This is a genomic window from Marinobacterium rhizophilum, from assembly GCF_024397915.1.
In the GTDB taxonomy this organism is placed as follows: Bacteria; Pseudomonadota; Gammaproteobacteria; order Pseudomonadales; family Balneatricaceae; genus Marinobacterium_A; species Marinobacterium_A rhizophilum_A.
Genome location: NZ_CP073347.1, coordinates 2,017,515 through 2,032,598 on the forward strand (window position 1 = coordinate 2,017,515; position 15,084 = coordinate 2,032,598).

Sequence of the window (15,084 nt, forward strand, 5' to 3'; positions counted from 1 at the left end):
CGCTCCGCACGCCCCGCCCAAACCTTCTCTGCCCCTCCCTGCCCCTATCCGACTCTTGCGCATACAACACGCCCCGCTTGCCTTAACCGGGCACAGCAGCCTGCACAGCACCCAGGCACAGCCACCGAGCACCAGACACAAAAAATCCGGCAGCTCTGAAAGCCTGCCGGATTGACTGGAACACCTCGACAAGACACACACTGAAGACAGCGACCGAAGCCGCCACCCGGCAAGGCCCAGGCGACTGCCCAACAACAACCTACTGCGAACCACCTGGGTTGGGCTGATTTTCGTGCTGCTTGGCGTTAAGCAGAACCACTATTCGCCTTAAAAGATCGCAATAAAATCAGCTCAAATCAGCCGGCTCTCGCTACGGTCAGCATTGCCGGGCAGCCGCCTAGTCGAGCGAGGTTGACTCGATACGGTGAATGCTCAGATCGGCGCCGTTGAACTCCTGCTCCTGCGACAAGCGCAGACCCGCCACCAGCTTGACGCCGCCGTACACCAGCGCACCGCCAACCAGCGCCACAGCGATACCGGCCAGGGTACCCACCAGCTGCGACAGCAGGCTGACGCCCCCCAGCCCACCCAGCGCTTCGCTGCCAAAGATACCGGCGGCGATACCGCCCCAGGCACCACAGACGCCGTGCAACGGCCACACACCCAGCACATCGTCGATCTTCCAGCGATTCTGCATCAGCGTGAACAGCCAGACGAAGATTGCCGCCGCCACACCGCCGACCGCCAGCGCACCCATCGGGTGCAGCAAATCTGAACCGGCACAGACCGCCACCAAACCCGCCAGCGGGCCGTTATGAATAAAGCCCGGGTCATTGCGCCCCAACACCAGCGCCACAACAATGCCGCCCACCATGGCCATCAGGCTGTTGACCGCCACCAGCCCGGAGATGCCGTCCAGCGTCTGCGCCGACATCACGTTAAAGCCAAACCAACCAATGCAGAGAATCCAGGCCCCCAGCGCCAGGAACGGAATACTGGACGGCGGATAGGCGATCAGCCGATCACCACGGTAACGACCGTCACGGTTGCCCAGCAGCAGCACTGCCACCAGCGCAATCCAGCCACCTACGCCATGCACGACAACGGAGCCGGCAAAGTCATGGAACTGCGCACCGAAGCTGGATTCGAGCCACGCCTGAAAGCCGTAGTTACCATTCCAGATAATTCCCTCGAAAAACGGGTACACCAGCCCGACCGTCAGCGCAGAGGCGGCCAGCATCGGCCAGAAGCGCGCACGCTCAGCCACACCACCGGAAATAATGGCCGGAATGGCCGCCGCAAAGGTCATCAGGAAGAAGAATTTAACCAGCGTATAGCCGTTATTCTGCGCCAGCGTCGCTGCATCGGAGAAAAAGGTAACGTCGTAGGCAACCCAATAACCGACAAAGAAATAAACGAGTGCCGAAAAGCCAAAATCGGTCATGATCTTGACCAGGGCATTGACCTGGTTCTTGTGCCGCACCGTCCCGACTTCAAGAAAGGCAAAGCCTGCATGCATGGCAAACACCATGATCGCGCCCAGCAGAATGAAGAGTGTATTCGAACTCTGAATCAGGGTTTCAACCGCACTGTTAACCGTATCCAAGAACAGCCTCCTAGCAAAGGTGCGCCGTCAGCACGACACACTTCAAGCACCAATATCGTGCACTTTATTATTTATCGACCTATCCCGGTGCAACACAGGCTGCAGCGGACCCCGTATCCTTTCGACTCCGCTTCGCGACGACAAACCGTCACCTGCCCCGCACTCAATAGCGCCTGCCGCAGACCGTTGAGCACCGATATGGCGCACACCGGAATAATCCGCCCTGATATAAAGCATTATCCGTGCCACAAAACGGACCACCCTCGGACGGCCCCGGAACGCAAAACGCCGCATCCTGATGGATGCGGCGCCGCCGACTCACTCAACACTGGTGCCACCCGCCTTGCTAGGCCTGGTGACGAATCTCGAAGCAGACATGAATACCCTTGCTGCGCTTGAAGTCCAGATCCAGCGTCTTGGCCGTGATATCACGAATATCAAGCCCCGCCAGCGCCTCGTAGTCGAGCTCGAAACGACGGTAGTTATTCGAGAACAACAATACCCCGCCCGGGCGCAGCAGCTTCATGGCCGCCTGCACCAGGGACACATGATCGCGCTGAATATCCAGCACCTCTTCCATGCGCTTGGAATTCGAGAAGGTGGGCGGGTCGAGGAATATCAGATCAAAGGTCGCACCGCGGGGCTGATTCAGCCACTTGATGCAGTCCGCCTGAATAAACTGATTGGCCCCCCCGGCAAAACCGTTCAGCCCCATGTTCTTCATGGCCCAGCCCAGGTAGGTCGCCGACATGTCCACACTGGTGGTCGACTCAGCCCCCCCGACAGCGGCGTGCACCGATGCGGTGCCGGTGTAGCAGAACAGGTTCAGCACATCCTTGCCGAGGGCCAGCGACTGAATATGCCGGCGTACCGGCCGGTGATCCAGAAACAGCCCGGTGTCCAGATAATCATGCAAATTGACCCGCAGCTTGCAGCCATGCTCCTGCACTTCAAGGAAGTGGTCGGTCTGCCCCTGCCGCTCGTACTGACTGCTTCCCTGCTGACGGCGACGCTGCTTGAGCACCACGCGCTCCGGCTTGACACCCAGCACCTCGGGAATCACTCGGATCACATCCTGCAAACGCTCAAAAGCCCGACGCGGGTCAATCGAGCGCGGCGGCGCGTACTCCTGCACCTGCACCCAGTCACCGTAGCAATCCACCGCCACGGCATATTCCGGCATGTCCGCATCGTAGAGGCGATAGCACTCGATCTGTTCGCGCTTGAGCCACCTGGACAGCCCCTTGAGGTTCTTCTTCAACCGATTGGCAAACATCTGCGCCTGCTCGCTCACAGGCCCGGCCTGCTCCATTGGCAGCGGACGGTCGCGCTCGGCATGCAGTGCAAACAGGAACAGGCCACACTCGATAGCGCCGTTGTAAAGCTTGTACTGACGATCCACCTTGAGACCGATCACCTTGCACTGATCCGCATTGCCACTGAAGATCGCCACCTTCCAGCCACCGAACTGGCGCTTCAGCCGCTCTCCCATCTGGCGGTACATGTACATCAGTTCGGTTTCGTCGCCGATACGCTCGGCATAGGGCGGGTTGGTCACCAGCAAGCCCGGACCCGGCGCCGGCGGCGCCAGCTCGACCATATCCTGCTCGCGCCAGTCGATCACATCCGCAAGCCCTGCACGCTCGGCGTTCTGCTTTGCAATCTGCAGCACGGACGCATCGCGATCACAAGCGGTGAAGCGCACGGCCAGCCCCGCCAGCCCGCTGTCGCGCCGCTGCACGGCCTCCTCGCGCAGTTCGCGCCACAGACCCTTGTCATGCTGCAGCCAGCGACTGAAGCCAAACCGCTGGCGCAACAGCCCCGGCGCAATATCCGCCGCCATCATGGCCGCCTCGATCAACAGGGTGCCGGACCCGCACATAGGATCCAGCAGCTGCGGATGCGTCTGCGCCACGGTCGGCCAGCCGGCACGCCAGAGCACCGCCGCCGCCAGGTTCTCCTTCATCGGCGCCTGGCCTGCCCGCTTGCGGTAGCCACGCCGGTGCAGACTGTCCCCGGAGAGGTCCAGCGCGATGGTGGCCTTGCCGCTATAGAGATGCACATTGATGCCCAGATCCGGCTCGGCACGGTCCACGGTCGGGCGGTTGCCTGTGGCCGCCCGGATCTGGTCCACCACCGCATCCTTCACGCGTTGCGCACCAAAGTGCGTATTGATGATGTGCTCGGTACGCCCGGTGAAATCCACCGAGAGAGTACCCTGCGGACGCAAGTGATCCAGCCACTGCACCTGCTGCACGGCCGCGTACAGCTCATCCGCAGTGTTCACCCCGGACACCTGCAGCGGCAGCAGCACCCGGTTCGCCAGCCGGGACCAAAGACAGACGCGATAGGCATCGACCAGCTCACCGTCAAAATGAACCCCGGCCTGGGTTTCCTTCACCGATGCCATGCCAAGCGCTTTCAGCTCTTCCAGCAGCAGTCCTTCGATACCCTTGGGGCAGGTCACAAAAAAGTTCATCAGGCACGCTCTTCAAGTTGTCTCACACAGCCCGTCGCGGATACCGCGGCACGCAGCCGAATAAAGAAATTCATTCAATCTTAATAATTTTTCAATGAAAATAATTCACTACCTGACTATATCTGGCGACAGTAATTTAAATTATTGAAAAATATAACGTTTTTAGATGTTTTAGGCATAAGCACTATCACGTGACACACTTTCATAGTTTTTTAGGATCGTAACTGGCGCCGAATTCCGTTATCAATGAAAGCTGTGGTACACGAGAGGATCTGCCACACCTGCCGGGATCGGACGGTTAGGCCCCTTCCCGGGTTTAGAATTTTAGAGAGGCGTACTATGAAGACACAGAAACGCGATAAAACCTCTACTCTGTTTAACCGCGGTTTTCAGGCGGGCCTGGACGGGAAGTCCAAAAGCACCTGCCCGGTTAGCGAAATCGCTTTACGTACACACTGGATGAGTGGATGGCGCGAGGGACGGGAGGCCCACTGGAGCGGTCAATCCGGCGTCTCTGCAATACAAGCCAACCCATCACTGCACTGACAGCCCGGCACATCATAGCTCGAACCACCTAATTATCAGGATTTTAAATGGCTCCCCGCGGGGAGCCATTTGCCATCCGGCAACGCGTGAAACTAGCGCTGCCGCGCCTGCACAGCCCTGATCGCCTCAACCGAATCACTCACCAGCTGGGGCCCCTGATAAATGAACCCGCTATAAATCTGCACCAGGCTCGCGCCCGCTTCAATTTTCTCCGCCGCATCAAAACCCTCGGTAATACCGCCCACGCCAATGATCGGCAGGGCACCATCCAGTTCGGCCGCAAGCTGACGAATGGTGCGGGTTGAGCTATTGCGTACCGGTGCACCACTCAGGCCACCGTCTTCAATGCGCAGCGGGGAGTCCTCGACGCCGTCACGGGACAGGGTGGTGTTGGTGGCAACCACGCCATCCAGCTCATAGGTTTTCAGCGCCTTGGCGACCATGACGACTTCTTCATGCGTCATGTCCGGCGCAATTTTTACCGCAATGGGCACGTAACGGTCATGTAACCTGGCCTGGCGCGCCTGTTCGAGCTTGAGCCGGTTCAACAGGCTGTTGAGAGACTCGCCAAACTGCAGCGTCCGCAACCCGGGCGTATTGGGAGACGAAATATTCACGGTGATATAGCTCGCCCTTGCATAGACCTTGCGCAGGCAGTAAATGTAATCTTCGTCCGCCTTTTCGTTCGGCGTATCCTTGTTCTTGCCGATATTGATGCCCAGCACACCGTCAAAGCGGCTGCGCTCAATATTTTTCAGCAGCTGATCCACGCCCAGGTTGTTAAACCCCATGCGATTGATGATCGCCCTGTGCTCAGGAATGCGAAACAGGCGGGGGCGCGGATTACCGGCCTGGGCCCGCGGCGTGACAGTACCCACCTCCACAAAACCAAATCCCATGGCAGCCAGACCATCGATGGCAACACCGTTCTTGTCCAGCCCTGCCGCCAGGCCCACGGGATTGGGAAAGCGGATGCCCATGACTTCCACCGGGCAGTTTTCCGTGCGCGCACCGAGCAGACGGTGCATGCCCAGGTTGGCCACCAGGTTCATGCCGCCCAGAGCCAGGTCATGGGACAGCTCAGGCTCCAGTTTGAACATCGAATAACGCGCAAGCTGATACAACATGGATTATCCAATAGGGTTCGCAGAAATTAAGGCGGCATTATAGGCGACACAGCTGTTCCTGAACACCCGCCCGCCATCAGGGTCAAATCAGCCCACTCGATCAATCGAACACAGGCGCCCCTGGGGGTCAAATTGAATCACAAAGCGCCCGTACACCCCCTCATGCAGCACAAAGGGCTGCAGAATGCCGGCAGGGAAACGCACCCGCCGCCCGTCCAGCGCGGTTACCGTGACCTGAAGCCGCCCCTGCGACTGATAATGCCGCAAATAGTCCTCCCGACTGATCGCAAGCTCGAACTCAACCTGTGCCATGCTCCCCCCCTGACTGCCTGGCCGCCCCCGGCGTATCGCGCCTGATAATGCACCAATACTGCAACCAATTCGAGCCACTGCATCCCGGACACAAGCGGGTTGAGGGCAACAGCCCGACCCAAGACACGGTACTAACGTGTCCGATTCGATGCTAAAAGGCCCCAAAGCCGCGCCCTGCCCGCCAGGCTCTGCTATTGTTTTTGGACAGGTGTCGCTTTCTGGCAGCAGCTTGACAACAACGAGAATCGGCCGGCATGAAAAACACTTGGCACGAGAGCCGGCCAAAACAACGCCGGCAGCCCCGGCTTTCCAACAAGTCATTGATATGCGAGGGGGGTTACCTGATAATGACGCAGGACGCGGACCTGAAAACCTGGGCCATTTCAAGCTTGTATCTCGCTTGACGGCTTGCTCCAGAGTGGCCCTCTCGGGTCTTTCACAGCCAGCTGAAATAAAGGCACTATGCGCAAGCTGCCCTTAGTACTGAACCTCATCTGCCTGCCCGTCTTCGCTGACGTGTCGGCATACCTGGATCGAAATACGATCACGGCGCAGGACAGGGTTCGTCTGACGCTTGAGGCCGACTCGCGCATTCAGCAGGAAATCGATTTCTCTCCGCTTTACCGCGACTTCCAGTTTCTGGGCAGCAAGCAGCTCACGCTGTCGAGCCACGCCGGTGGCGACAGCCAGTATCGTACGCGCTGGGAAGTCCTGCTGCGGCCCAAGTCCGCCGGTGACATCACCGTTCCACCGCTGCTGCTGGGCCTCGAATCCAGCAACAGCCTGCAGCTCAAGGTACTGAGCGGAGCGGCCCGCGAAAGCGGTCTTCAGGGCGAACAGGTCTTTATCGAGGCCAGCCTGGACACCAACGAGGTCTACCAGGACAGCCAGCTGATCTACACCCTGCGGCTGTACCATGCCATTGAGCTTCTGCCCGACACCCAGCTCACGGATCCCTACCTGCCCGGAGCCCTGATCAAGCCGCTGGGCGAACAGACGCGTTCGACCCAGCAACTGCGCGGTCGCAACTACAGCGTCATCGAGCAGCGCTATGCCCTCTTTCCCGGCCAGACGGGCACCCTGACACTGGATGGCCCCATTTTTGAGGGCCGGGCAAAACATGACAATAGCCAGATTCAGCTGCAGGCCCGGCCGCTTGAGGTCGCCGTTATCGCTCCGGCCTACCAGAGTGCGCGGGGCTACTGGCTGCCCGCAACAACCCTGACGCTGGATGATGACTGGCAAAGCCGCCAGACTACCAGCCTGGGCGAAAGCCTGAGCTACAGTATCAGCCTGACGGCGACCGGCTTGCCGGCCTCGCGCCTGCCCTCACTGGCACCGCCGGCAGGGGCCACGTTCGACCTGAGCGTCGACAGCGTTGAACTGGTGGAAGACGTCTCCGAGCGGGGTCTGACCAGCCGGCGTACCGAACACATCGTACTGCACCCACACAAGGCCGGCCCACTGACGTTAGCGCCCGTTGATATCACCTGGTGGGATCTCAATACCGATAGCGCACGCAATGTGGCCCTGCCGGAGCACCCGCTACAGGTTCAGCCCCGCGCCAGGGCCGTGGAAGCGGCCCTGGCGCTGGCGCCGGCAACACCAGCGGCCAGAACAGAGATCGACAGCGCTGCGGTGACGGCCGCATCGGTCGCGCGACTGCAACAGGCCCTTAACGAAAGCCGACTGCTTATCGGCCTGCTGACGGTCATCAGCCTGATCTCGTCCCTGGGCTGGCTCTATACGTTCAACCACCTGCGCCAACTGCGCCAGGAAGAGCGGCAACAGGCGCAGCAGGAAGAAATGCGGCGGCGACGCAAACTGCTGATGGCTCACCAGATGGCGGAAAAAAACACCTTCCAGGCACTGGCCATGGCGTGCCAGCAGAACAATGCCGCCGTGGCTAAGCTGCGCCTGGTCGAATGGGCGCAGAATTTCTGGCCCGACCAGCACATATTCAACAGTGAGGATATCAGCGATGCGGCACGTAGCCAGACGCTCGACTTTCTGATCCTGGACCTCGAACAGCATGTCCACCAGGAGGACAAGGCACTGTGGCAAGGCGACCTGCTGCTCGAAGCCATTGAGAAACTGCGTGACCGTCGCCCCGAAGGTTACGAAGAAGCCCCGCTGCCGGAATTGAATTTTGCATCCTGAGGCAGCGCCCCCTGCCTGAATCGACCTCAACCTGCGACAGCCGCTTTAAGCGCCTCCTCCAGTGAGGTGCAGCGAAACTCATAGCCGGCATCAAGCAGGCGCCGAGGGTACACCCGCTGCCCCGACACCAGCAGTTCACTGGCCTCCCCCAGCAACAGCTCCAGTACGGTCGCCGGCACCCGCAGCCGCGCCGGGCGCCGCAGCACCGCCCCCAGGGCCGTTGCAAAACCCGCGTTAGTGACCGCATCCGGTGCGCAGGCATTGAAGGGCCCGCGCAGGGTGCTCTGCTCCAGCAGGAAGCGAATAATAGCCAGCTCGTCCTCCAGTGCAATCCAGGACATCCACTGCCGCCCGTTACCGACAGGGCCGCCGAGCCCGCAGCGAAAGGCCGGCAGCATCTTGCTCAGCGCCCCCCCGGCTCCCAGCACAATCCCGGTACGCAGCAGACAGACCCGTACACCCAGTGCCTCGGCCTGCAATGCACAGCTCTCCCAGTCGGCACAGAGCTGGTGTGAGAACCCCGGCCTGTAATCATCCGCTTCTTCCGTCAATGGCATATCGCCGCTGTGACTGCCGTAATAACCCACCGCCGAGCCACTGACCAGCACCTCCGGCGGCCTCTCCAGCCGCGCAATCAGCTCCAGCAACGCCTCGGTGGTATTGAGGCGGCTTGCACGCAGCTCACGCTTGCGTGCGTCAGTCCAGCGCCGGCCAACGATGGGGGCACCGGCCAGATTGACGATGGCATCGATCGCCTCGCCGCTGCCGATCTGATCGAGGCCACCCAGTACCCGCACGCCAAGCCGGCGCGAGGTTCGCTGCACCGAGCGCGACAACACCAGAACCTCATGCCCCCTGGCCACCAGATCACGTACCAGTGCCGTACCGATAAACCCACTCCCGCCGCTGATCAGAACCTTCATGCGCACTCCCTTCCATTTCCAATCGACGCCGCTTTTCAGTTAAGCTTCGCTCTCTTCAATCCAGCCACACGAGACAGCCATGTTTACCGGTATCGTTCAGGGCAAAGCCCGTGTCGTCGCAGTGCAACGCCACCCCCAGTTTATGCAACTCAGCCTGGATTTGCCGCCCGAGCGCGCCAATCAACTCGAGCAGGGTGCCAGCATCGCGGTCAATGGCACCTGCCTCACGGTTACCGGCTTTGAAGGTGCAAGGGTCGACTTTGACCTGATTGTCGAGACACTGCGTGCCACCAACCTCGGCGAGTTAAAGCCGGGTGATGAGGTCAACTTCGAGCGAGCGGCACGCTTTGGTGATGAAATTGGCGGACACCTGCTGTCGGGGCATGTCCATGCCACTGCCGAGATCACCGGCATTGAAACCACAGAGCACAACTGCATCATCAGCTTTGCCGTGCCACAGACACTGCAGAAATACATTCTTCCCAAGGGGTTTGTCGCACTCAACGGCTGCAGTCTCACCATCGGCGAGGTGCAGGATGGCCAGTTCAATGTCTATCTGATCCCGGAAACCCTGGCGGTTACGCGCTTTGGGTCGGCCCGCATAGGCGAGCGCGTCAATCTCGAAGTGGACCCTCACACCCAGGCGGTGGTCGACACCGTGGAGCGCTACCTCGACGCACAATCAAAGGGCTGAGGCGCCGAACACCCGGGAAACAGAATAATGCTAGGGCGTCATGTCCTGCAGCAGATCCCGGTACAGCTCGACATATTCTTCGGACTGGTGCTCGCCAAACAGCGGGTCCGCATTGCGCGGCAGCTGCGCCAGCATTCGCTCCCAGTCCGAGGCCTGGCCCAGACGCTCCAGCTGCGGGAAAATCTGCTGTTCTTCAAACGCCATGTGAGCCTTCTGCTCACGCACATAGAGTTCCAGCTTGTCGACCAACTGGTCCATTGGCACCAGGGTATCGTTCAGTATGCTGTCGATCACATCGCTCAGGTCATGGGACAGCGCCTGCAGGCGCTGATGCTGAGTTTCACATTGCTGCATGAGGTCATCGAGCGACGCATCGCGGCCCCGAAAGTGCGCCAGCAGAGCGTCTTCCCGTGAATGGTGGTACTGATCGGCGTAATCACCGATGTAGCTGACGGCATCGGCCATAAGCCGATAATTGGGCCGGGTGCCGGCGCGCAGTTTGGCGACCTTGGCATTAAGGATGTCCAGCAGACGATCAAGATTAAGATGATCGCTGCGCAGTTCGGCAACAATGGTCATATAAAGCCTCCACGCTGAAGAATTACCTGTGCTTACCTTTACTATAGACAAGCCGGATTACGTGAAGTTGGCTGATCAGGCGGGCAGCGGCTCAGCAGGCGGCACCGTTCGACACAGCAATGCATGCAGCTCGCCCAGGTCCCGCACCCGCAAATCCGTCAATTCAGGCCAGTCCCGCCCGTCCCGGCTGTCGACATGCACCGTCATCATGCCGGCGTTGCGTCCGGCCTCCAGGTCATACCGGAAGTCCCCCACCATCAGCGCACAGCCAGGTTCGATACCCCAGGCGCCGAGCAGGTGCTGCAGCCCGCCGGGGTCGGGTTTGGGCTCAGCCTCGTCCCGCCCAATGACAAAGGCCGGATCGAAATAGGACGCCACACCAATGGCCTGCAGCGACAGCAGGGCGAACTCGCGAGTATTGCGCGTAAGAATGCCGAAACTGCAGTTACGCCCATGCAGCCACTCAAACAACGGCAGTAATCCTGTTGCGGGCGCAGCCCTGTGCGCATAGTAGCGCTCCAGGTCATCCAGCTGGGCATAGCGCTGGCTGCGTTGCGGCTCGGCCAGTTGCGCCAGCGTCGCCAGAATATCCGCGCCCGGCAAGAGCCCCAGTTCGCGGCGAATATGCTCGAAGTCGTGTACCGGGCAGGTCAGGGTACCGTCCAGGTCAAATACCCAGTAACGCTTCTGGTGCAGTGATTCCATCTCAGCCATCCACCCCGTTATCGCCGGTCATGTTGTCCAGCAGACCGCCAAGCTTGTCTTCGACTTCCCGCAGCATGAGCTGGTAGCGCTGCTGATTGCCATTGCCCTCACTCAGCAGGCGCTCCAGGTTGCCGATGCTTTCCTGGCTGTCCCGCAGTGTCTGCAGCATGTTGCGCGAACGCTTCTTGCTGCTGTCGGTGAGCTGATCGATACGGCTGAAGGTACGCTTGAGCTGATCATCCAGATCATGGATATGCTGGCTGACCTGCAACAAGCCATCGTTAATCGAATGACTGATCCCCCCTACCTGCTGTTCTAGCCGCAGCACCGCGTTACGAAAACGGAACAGGAACTGCTCGCCTTCTCGATCCATGAAGATCGACAACAGCTCCTCCGGGTAGATCGCCCGGTTGCGCCCATCAGCCCGCATGGCGTACTGGCCGCTGGGCGTGCAATAGGGCTTGGCCGGGCCGGGGGGAATTTCGACGCGCAGAATGGGTTTGGCACCGAGGTTTTCAATGAAAATCTCGACGTCGATATTGGGGTAACAGCCGGTAGCCTTGTTGATCAGGCTCAGGCGGGCACCATCATCCACATCACAGCCGACCACCTGGCCACGCTGTACCCCGTCATCGCTGGTGTACTCATCGATGCCAATCAGCAGAGTACCGCCGGTGGCGGCATTGGCAAAGGCGACCAGGTCACTGGCGTGAACCGCAGACGCCTCGCGCTTGAAGTCTACATTGACGCCTTCCGGCATCTGCAACAGGCGGCGCGTGCGCCCGGTAATGCCACGATACTCTTTTCTCATGGGCATCGTCTCATGCAGACCAGCGGGAACACCGGGTTACTTGTAGATGCCGTCGTCAAACGGGTCCAGCGGATGTTCCAGCATCTTGTCATCGCGAAAGTACAGAATCCGGCCTTCAAACTTGAGCCCCTTGGAGGCGAACCAGCGGTCCGTGTCCTCGCAGCCTTCATCCGCCTGGCTGGTTTTCATGCGCGCCATCAGCAAACGGTAGAAGTAGAGCCCGAAAAGTGCGGCCGAGGCACCCAGGAAAAAGTCTGATGCCAGCGCGAACAGCAGTGTCACCAGACCGGCAACCCAGACCCGGCTTGCCTTGGCGATCTGCATGGCCCGGTTGGCGTCTTCACGCTGATCCCGAAACTTGAGGTAACGACGATAGTTCTGCTGCAGATCGAACTTGTCGTGGTTTGAAAGCAATCTTTCCATCTAATGCATCCCTGAGTATTGCTTGGATATTTGCGCCGAATTGACTGGCAGTATAACCAACCCTGCCAGCGGGGTCTCGTTCAGTTCAGGCTCTTGCTGACGACTTCGTAAACATCCCGCGACAGCTCACCGCTGCCTTGAATGCGCCGCAGCTGTGCCTGCATCAAGGCCTGGCGCGCCTCGTCATATTTGCGCCAGCGGGTCAGCGGGGTCAGCAGGCGTGAGGCCACCTGAGGATTCAGCCTGTTCATCTCGATGATCCGGTCCGCCAGGAAAGCATACCCTGCCCCGCTGGCATCATGGAAGTTCACCGCATTCATCGCGCAAAAGGTCGATATCAGCGAGCGCACCTTGTTGGGGTTACGCAGATCAAAGGCTGCGTGCTCCATCAGCGCCTGGATTCGAGCCAGAGCCCCGGGCTTGGGATCGCAGGCCTGTACCGCCAGCCACTGATTCACCACCAGCGTCTCGTTCTCGTATCGCTGATAGAAGTCCTCCAGCACGGCGGCGGCATCGACCTCGAAGCCTGAATGGGCGATCAGGCTAAGGGCCGCCTGACGCTCGGTCATGTTGTCACAGCCGTCATACTGGGCCCGGGCACGAACCAGGTGTGCTGGCGCCTCCAGTGCCATCAGATAGGACAGACAGAGGTTACGCAGGCTGCGTTGCGCCACCTGGTCGGCCGACGGCGCATAGTCGCACCGGGGTGCCAGCGCCTCGTAACGACGCAGCAGCGCGGGTTCCAGTGCACGGGCCAGCTCTGCACGCACGAAGTTGCGGGCAGCATGGATGGCATCCACGTCGATGCACTCGGACAGTTCGCTCAGATAGGCCTCGGAAGGCAACGACAGCACCTTGGCCACCATTGCGGGGTCCAGGGTTTCATCGTCCAGCACCGCGGCATAGGCGTCCACCAGCGCCTGATCGAGCTGCAGTGCCCGGCCCTGGCGATAGTCCGCCATCAGCCCCTGCATGATCTCGACGGCCAGCTGCTGGCCCGCATCCCAGCGGTTGAAACCGTCGCTGTCGTGACGCATCAGAAATACCAGGGCATCGCGGCTGTAAGCATACTGCAGCCGCACCGGCGCTGAAAAACCGCGCAGCAAGGACGGCACAGGCCGGGCCTTGATCCCCTCGAACGCGAAACTCTGGCGCTGTTCGGTCAGTTCCAGCACGACGGTCGTTGCTCCGCCGTCAAGCTCGGTATCAGCACCGCGCTCGTCCAGCAGACCCACCGACAGCGGAATGTGCAAGGGCAGCTTTTCAAGCTTGTCCGGTGTCTGCGGCAACAGCTGCTCGACGTGAAGACGATAGCGCTGCGTGGCGGCATCATAGTCATCCGTCACCCGCAGCGTCGGCGTACCGGCCTGGCTGTACCAGCGGCGGAACTGTGTCAGGTCCCGCCCGGACACCGCTTCCATGGCGCAGACAAAGTCATCGGTGGTGACGGCCTGACCGTCGTGACGCTCGAAATACAGGTCCGATCCCTGGCGAAACAGCTCAGGCCCCAGCAAGGTGTGCAGCATGCGCACCACTTCGGCGCCTTTCTCGTAGACCGTCAGGGTGTAAAAGTTGGAAATTTCAATATAGGACGCCGGACGGACCGGGTGCGCCATGGGGCCGGCGTCTTCAGCAAACTGAGCCGTGCGCAACAGGGTGACGTCTTCGATGCGCTTGACGGTACGCGAGTTGATGTCGGCCGAAAATTCGGCATCACGAAACACCGTGAAACCTTCTTTCAGGCTCAGCTGGAACCAGTCCCGGCAGGTAACGCGATTGCCGGACCAGTTATGGAAATACTCATGGGCCACCACGCCTTCGACTCGCTGATAGGCGGCGTCGGTGGTGGTCTGCGGGCTGGCCAGCACGCAGGAGGTGTTGAAGATATTGAGACCCTTGTTTTCCATGGCCCCCATGTTGAAGAAATCCACGGCCACGATCATGTAGATATCCAGATCGTACTCGCGCCCATAGACATCCTCATCCCAGCGCATGGCATTGACCAGGGAGTCCATGGCGTGATCAAGCTTGTCCAGATCCTTGGGCTCGGCAAAGATGCGCAGCGCCACTTCTCGCCCCGACGCCGTTTTATAGGGACGCTCGATATGCTGCAGGTCGCCGGCCACCAGTGCAAACAGGTAAGCAGGCTTGGGGAAGGGGTCTTCCCAGGTCACCCAGTGACGCCCGCCCTGCTCGCCGGAATCCACCGGGTTGCCGTTGGACAGCAGGACCGGGAAGCGAGCCTTGTCCGCCTCGACCGTGGTCGTAAAGACCGACATCACATCGGGCCTGTCCATATAGAAGGTGATGCGCCGGAAGCCTTCAGCCTCGCACTGGGTGCAATACATGCCGCCGGACAGATAGAGCCCTTCAAGCGCGGTATTGGTCTGCGGGTGAATGCGAGTGGTGCATTCCAGCACAAAGCTTGCCGGCACCTCGGCGATACTCAGCAGCTCGCCCTCGCGCTGGTAGTCCGTCGCCGCCAGGTCCTGACCATCGATGGCCAGACGGCACAGCTCCAGGCTTTCATGCCCGTGCAGCTCGAGCGGCGCCGGTGCTGACGGGGCGTCGGGATTGCGTCGCATTGTCAGCGTGGAACGCACCCGCGTCTGGTCGTCAGCCAGCTCGAACCGCAAGGTGGTTGCATCGACCAGGTATGCCGGAACCTGATAATCCTTCAGATAAATTGCCTGCGGTTGCTCTGCCATGCCTTTTTCAC

13 protein-coding genes are annotated in these 15,084 nt (G+C 60.2%); 3 read left to right on the forward strand and 10 right to left on the reverse strand.

Translation table 11 applies throughout. The features are described from left to right. Window positions 1–397: 397 nt before the first annotated feature. Window positions 398–1,606: an ammonium transporter gene (locus KDW95_RS09045; protein WP_255855952.1), complete on the reverse strand. Its 1,209-nt coding sequence runs from the start codon at window positions 1,604–1,606 to the stop codon at window positions 398–400. A gap of 346 nt (window positions 1,607–1,952) precedes the next feature. Beyond that, window positions 1,953–4,085, reverse strand: coding sequence for a bifunctional 23S rRNA (guanine(2069)-N(7))-methyltransferase RlmK/23S rRNA (guanine(2445)-N(2))-methyltransferase RlmL (rlmKL, locus tag KDW95_RS09050; RefSeq protein ID WP_255855953.1), 2,133 nt, complete (start codon window positions 4,083–4,085; stop codon window positions 1,953–1,955). A gap of 339 nt (window positions 4,086–4,424) precedes the next feature. Here rlmKL and rmf point away from each other — a divergent pair, with 339 nt between their 5' ends. Continuing rightward, window positions 4,425–4,631 carry a ribosome modulation factor gene (rmf, locus tag KDW95_RS09055; RefSeq protein WP_254579258.1) on the forward strand — a complete coding sequence of 69 codons (207 nt, stop codon included), beginning with the start codon at window positions 4,425–4,427 and terminating at the stop codon, window positions 4,629–4,631. A gap of 92 nt (window positions 4,632–4,723) precedes the next feature. Here rmf and KDW95_RS09060 read toward each other — a convergent pair whose 3' ends face one another. Together KDW95_RS09060 and KDW95_RS09065 are read right to left on the reverse strand one after the other, a co-directional pair. Then, window positions 4,724–5,758, reverse strand: coding sequence for a quinone-dependent dihydroorotate dehydrogenase (locus KDW95_RS09060; protein WP_255855954.1), 1,035 nt, complete (start codon window positions 5,756–5,758; stop codon window positions 4,724–4,726). An 87-nt stretch (window positions 5,759–5,845) separates the two neighbouring features. Next, window positions 5,846–6,070, reverse strand: a complete 225-nt coding sequence (locus KDW95_RS09065) for a DUF2835 family protein (protein ID WP_255855955.1) — start codon at window positions 6,068–6,070, stop codon at window positions 5,846–5,848. A 462-nt stretch (window positions 6,071–6,532) separates the two neighbouring features. Here KDW95_RS09065 and KDW95_RS09070 point away from each other — a divergent pair, with 462 nt between their 5' ends. Next, entirely contained in the window at window positions 6,533–8,230 is a 1,698-nt protein-coding gene (locus KDW95_RS09070; RefSeq protein ID WP_255855956.1) for a BatD family protein, read from the forward strand. A gap of 26 nt (window positions 8,231–8,256) precedes the next feature. Here KDW95_RS09070 and KDW95_RS09075 read toward each other — a convergent pair whose 3' ends face one another. Next, complete coding sequence (locus tag KDW95_RS09075; protein ID WP_255855957.1) at window positions 8,257–9,153, reverse strand: TIGR01777 family oxidoreductase; 897 nt, start codon at window positions 9,151–9,153, stop codon at window positions 8,257–8,259. Between the two features lie 79 nt (window positions 9,154–9,232). Between KDW95_RS09075 and KDW95_RS09080 the strand changes: the two genes are divergently transcribed. Then, window positions 9,233–9,847, forward strand: coding sequence for a riboflavin synthase subunit alpha (locus KDW95_RS09080; protein WP_255855958.1), 615 nt, complete (start codon window positions 9,233–9,235; stop codon window positions 9,845–9,847). A gap of 30 nt (window positions 9,848–9,877) precedes the next feature. Here the strand turns inward: KDW95_RS09080 and KDW95_RS09085 are convergent, their stop codons facing one another. From KDW95_RS09085 to pepN, 5 genes are all read right to left on the reverse strand, one after another. After that, on the reverse strand, window positions 9,878–10,426 hold the full coding sequence (locus KDW95_RS09085; protein ID WP_255855959.1) for a hemerythrin domain-containing protein: 549 nt from the start codon (window positions 10,424–10,426) through the stop codon (window positions 9,878–9,880). Window positions 10,427–10,501: 75 nt separating this feature from the next. After that, window positions 10,502–11,131 carry an HAD family hydrolase gene (locus KDW95_RS09090; RefSeq protein WP_255855960.1) on the reverse strand — a complete coding sequence of 210 codons (630 nt, stop codon included), beginning with the start codon at window positions 11,129–11,131 and terminating at the stop codon, window positions 10,502–10,504. A 1-nt stretch (window position 11,132) separates the two neighbouring features. Continuing rightward, a complete protein-coding gene (locus KDW95_RS09095; RefSeq protein ID WP_255855961.1) occupies window positions 11,133–11,942 on the reverse strand; it encodes an AlbA family DNA-binding domain-containing protein in 810 nt (269 codons plus the stop codon). 36 nt (window positions 11,943–11,978) lie between these two features. Next, the gene (locus tag KDW95_RS09100) at window positions 11,979–12,365 is read right to left on the reverse strand and encodes a hypothetical protein (RefSeq protein WP_255855962.1); all 387 of its coding nucleotides are present in this window, start codon (window positions 12,363–12,365) and stop codon (window positions 11,979–11,981) included. 80 nt (window positions 12,366–12,445) lie between these two features. Further along, window positions 12,446–15,073, reverse strand: a complete 2,628-nt coding sequence (pepN, locus tag KDW95_RS09105) for an aminopeptidase N (RefSeq protein WP_255855963.1) — start codon at window positions 15,071–15,073, stop codon at window positions 12,446–12,448. Window positions 15,074–15,084: the final 11 nt, after the last annotated feature.

Excerpts from the sequence above, each read along its gene's own strand:
- pepN (WP_255855963.1), bottom strand. The coding sequence starts at position 15,073 with ATGGCAGAGCAACCGCAGGCAATTTATCTGAAGGATTATCAGGTTCCG.
- KDW95_RS09065 (WP_255855955.1), bottom strand. The coding sequence starts at position 6,070 with ATGGCACAGGTTGAGTTCGAGCTTGCGATCAGTCGGGAGGACTATTTG.
- KDW95_RS09095 (WP_255855961.1), bottom strand. The coding sequence starts at position 11,942 with ATGAGAAAAGAGTATCGTGGCATTACCGGGCGCACGCGCCGCCTGTTG.
- rmf (WP_254579258.1), top strand. The coding sequence starts at position 4,425 with ATGAAGACACAGAAACGCGATAAAACCTCTACTCTGTTTAACCGCGGT.
- KDW95_RS09090 (WP_255855960.1), bottom strand. The coding sequence starts at position 11,131 with ATGGAATCACTGCACCAGAAGCGTTACTGGGTATTTGACCTGGACGGT.
- rlmKL (WP_255855953.1), bottom strand. The coding sequence starts at position 4,085 with ATGAACTTTTTTGTGACCTGCCCCAAGGGTATCGAAGGACTGCTGCTG.
- KDW95_RS09085 (WP_255855959.1), bottom strand. The coding sequence starts at position 10,426 with ATGACCATTGTTGCCGAACTGCGCAGCGATCATCTTAATCTTGATCGT.
- KDW95_RS09070 (WP_255855956.1), top strand. The coding sequence starts at position 6,533 with ATGCGCAAGCTGCCCTTAGTACTGAACCTCATCTGCCTGCCCGTCTTC.
- KDW95_RS09100 (WP_255855962.1), bottom strand. The coding sequence starts at position 12,365 with ATGGAAAGATTGCTTTCAAACCACGACAAGTTCGATCTGCAGCAGAAC.
- KDW95_RS09080 (WP_255855958.1), top strand. The coding sequence starts at position 9,233 with ATGTTTACCGGTATCGTTCAGGGCAAAGCCCGTGTCGTCGCAGTGCAA.
- KDW95_RS09060 (WP_255855954.1), bottom strand. The coding sequence starts at position 5,758 with ATGTTGTATCAGCTTGCGCGTTATTCGATGTTCAAACTGGAGCCTGAG.
- KDW95_RS09075 (WP_255855957.1), bottom strand. The coding sequence starts at position 9,153 with ATGAAGGTTCTGATCAGCGGCGGGAGTGGGTTTATCGGTACGGCACTG.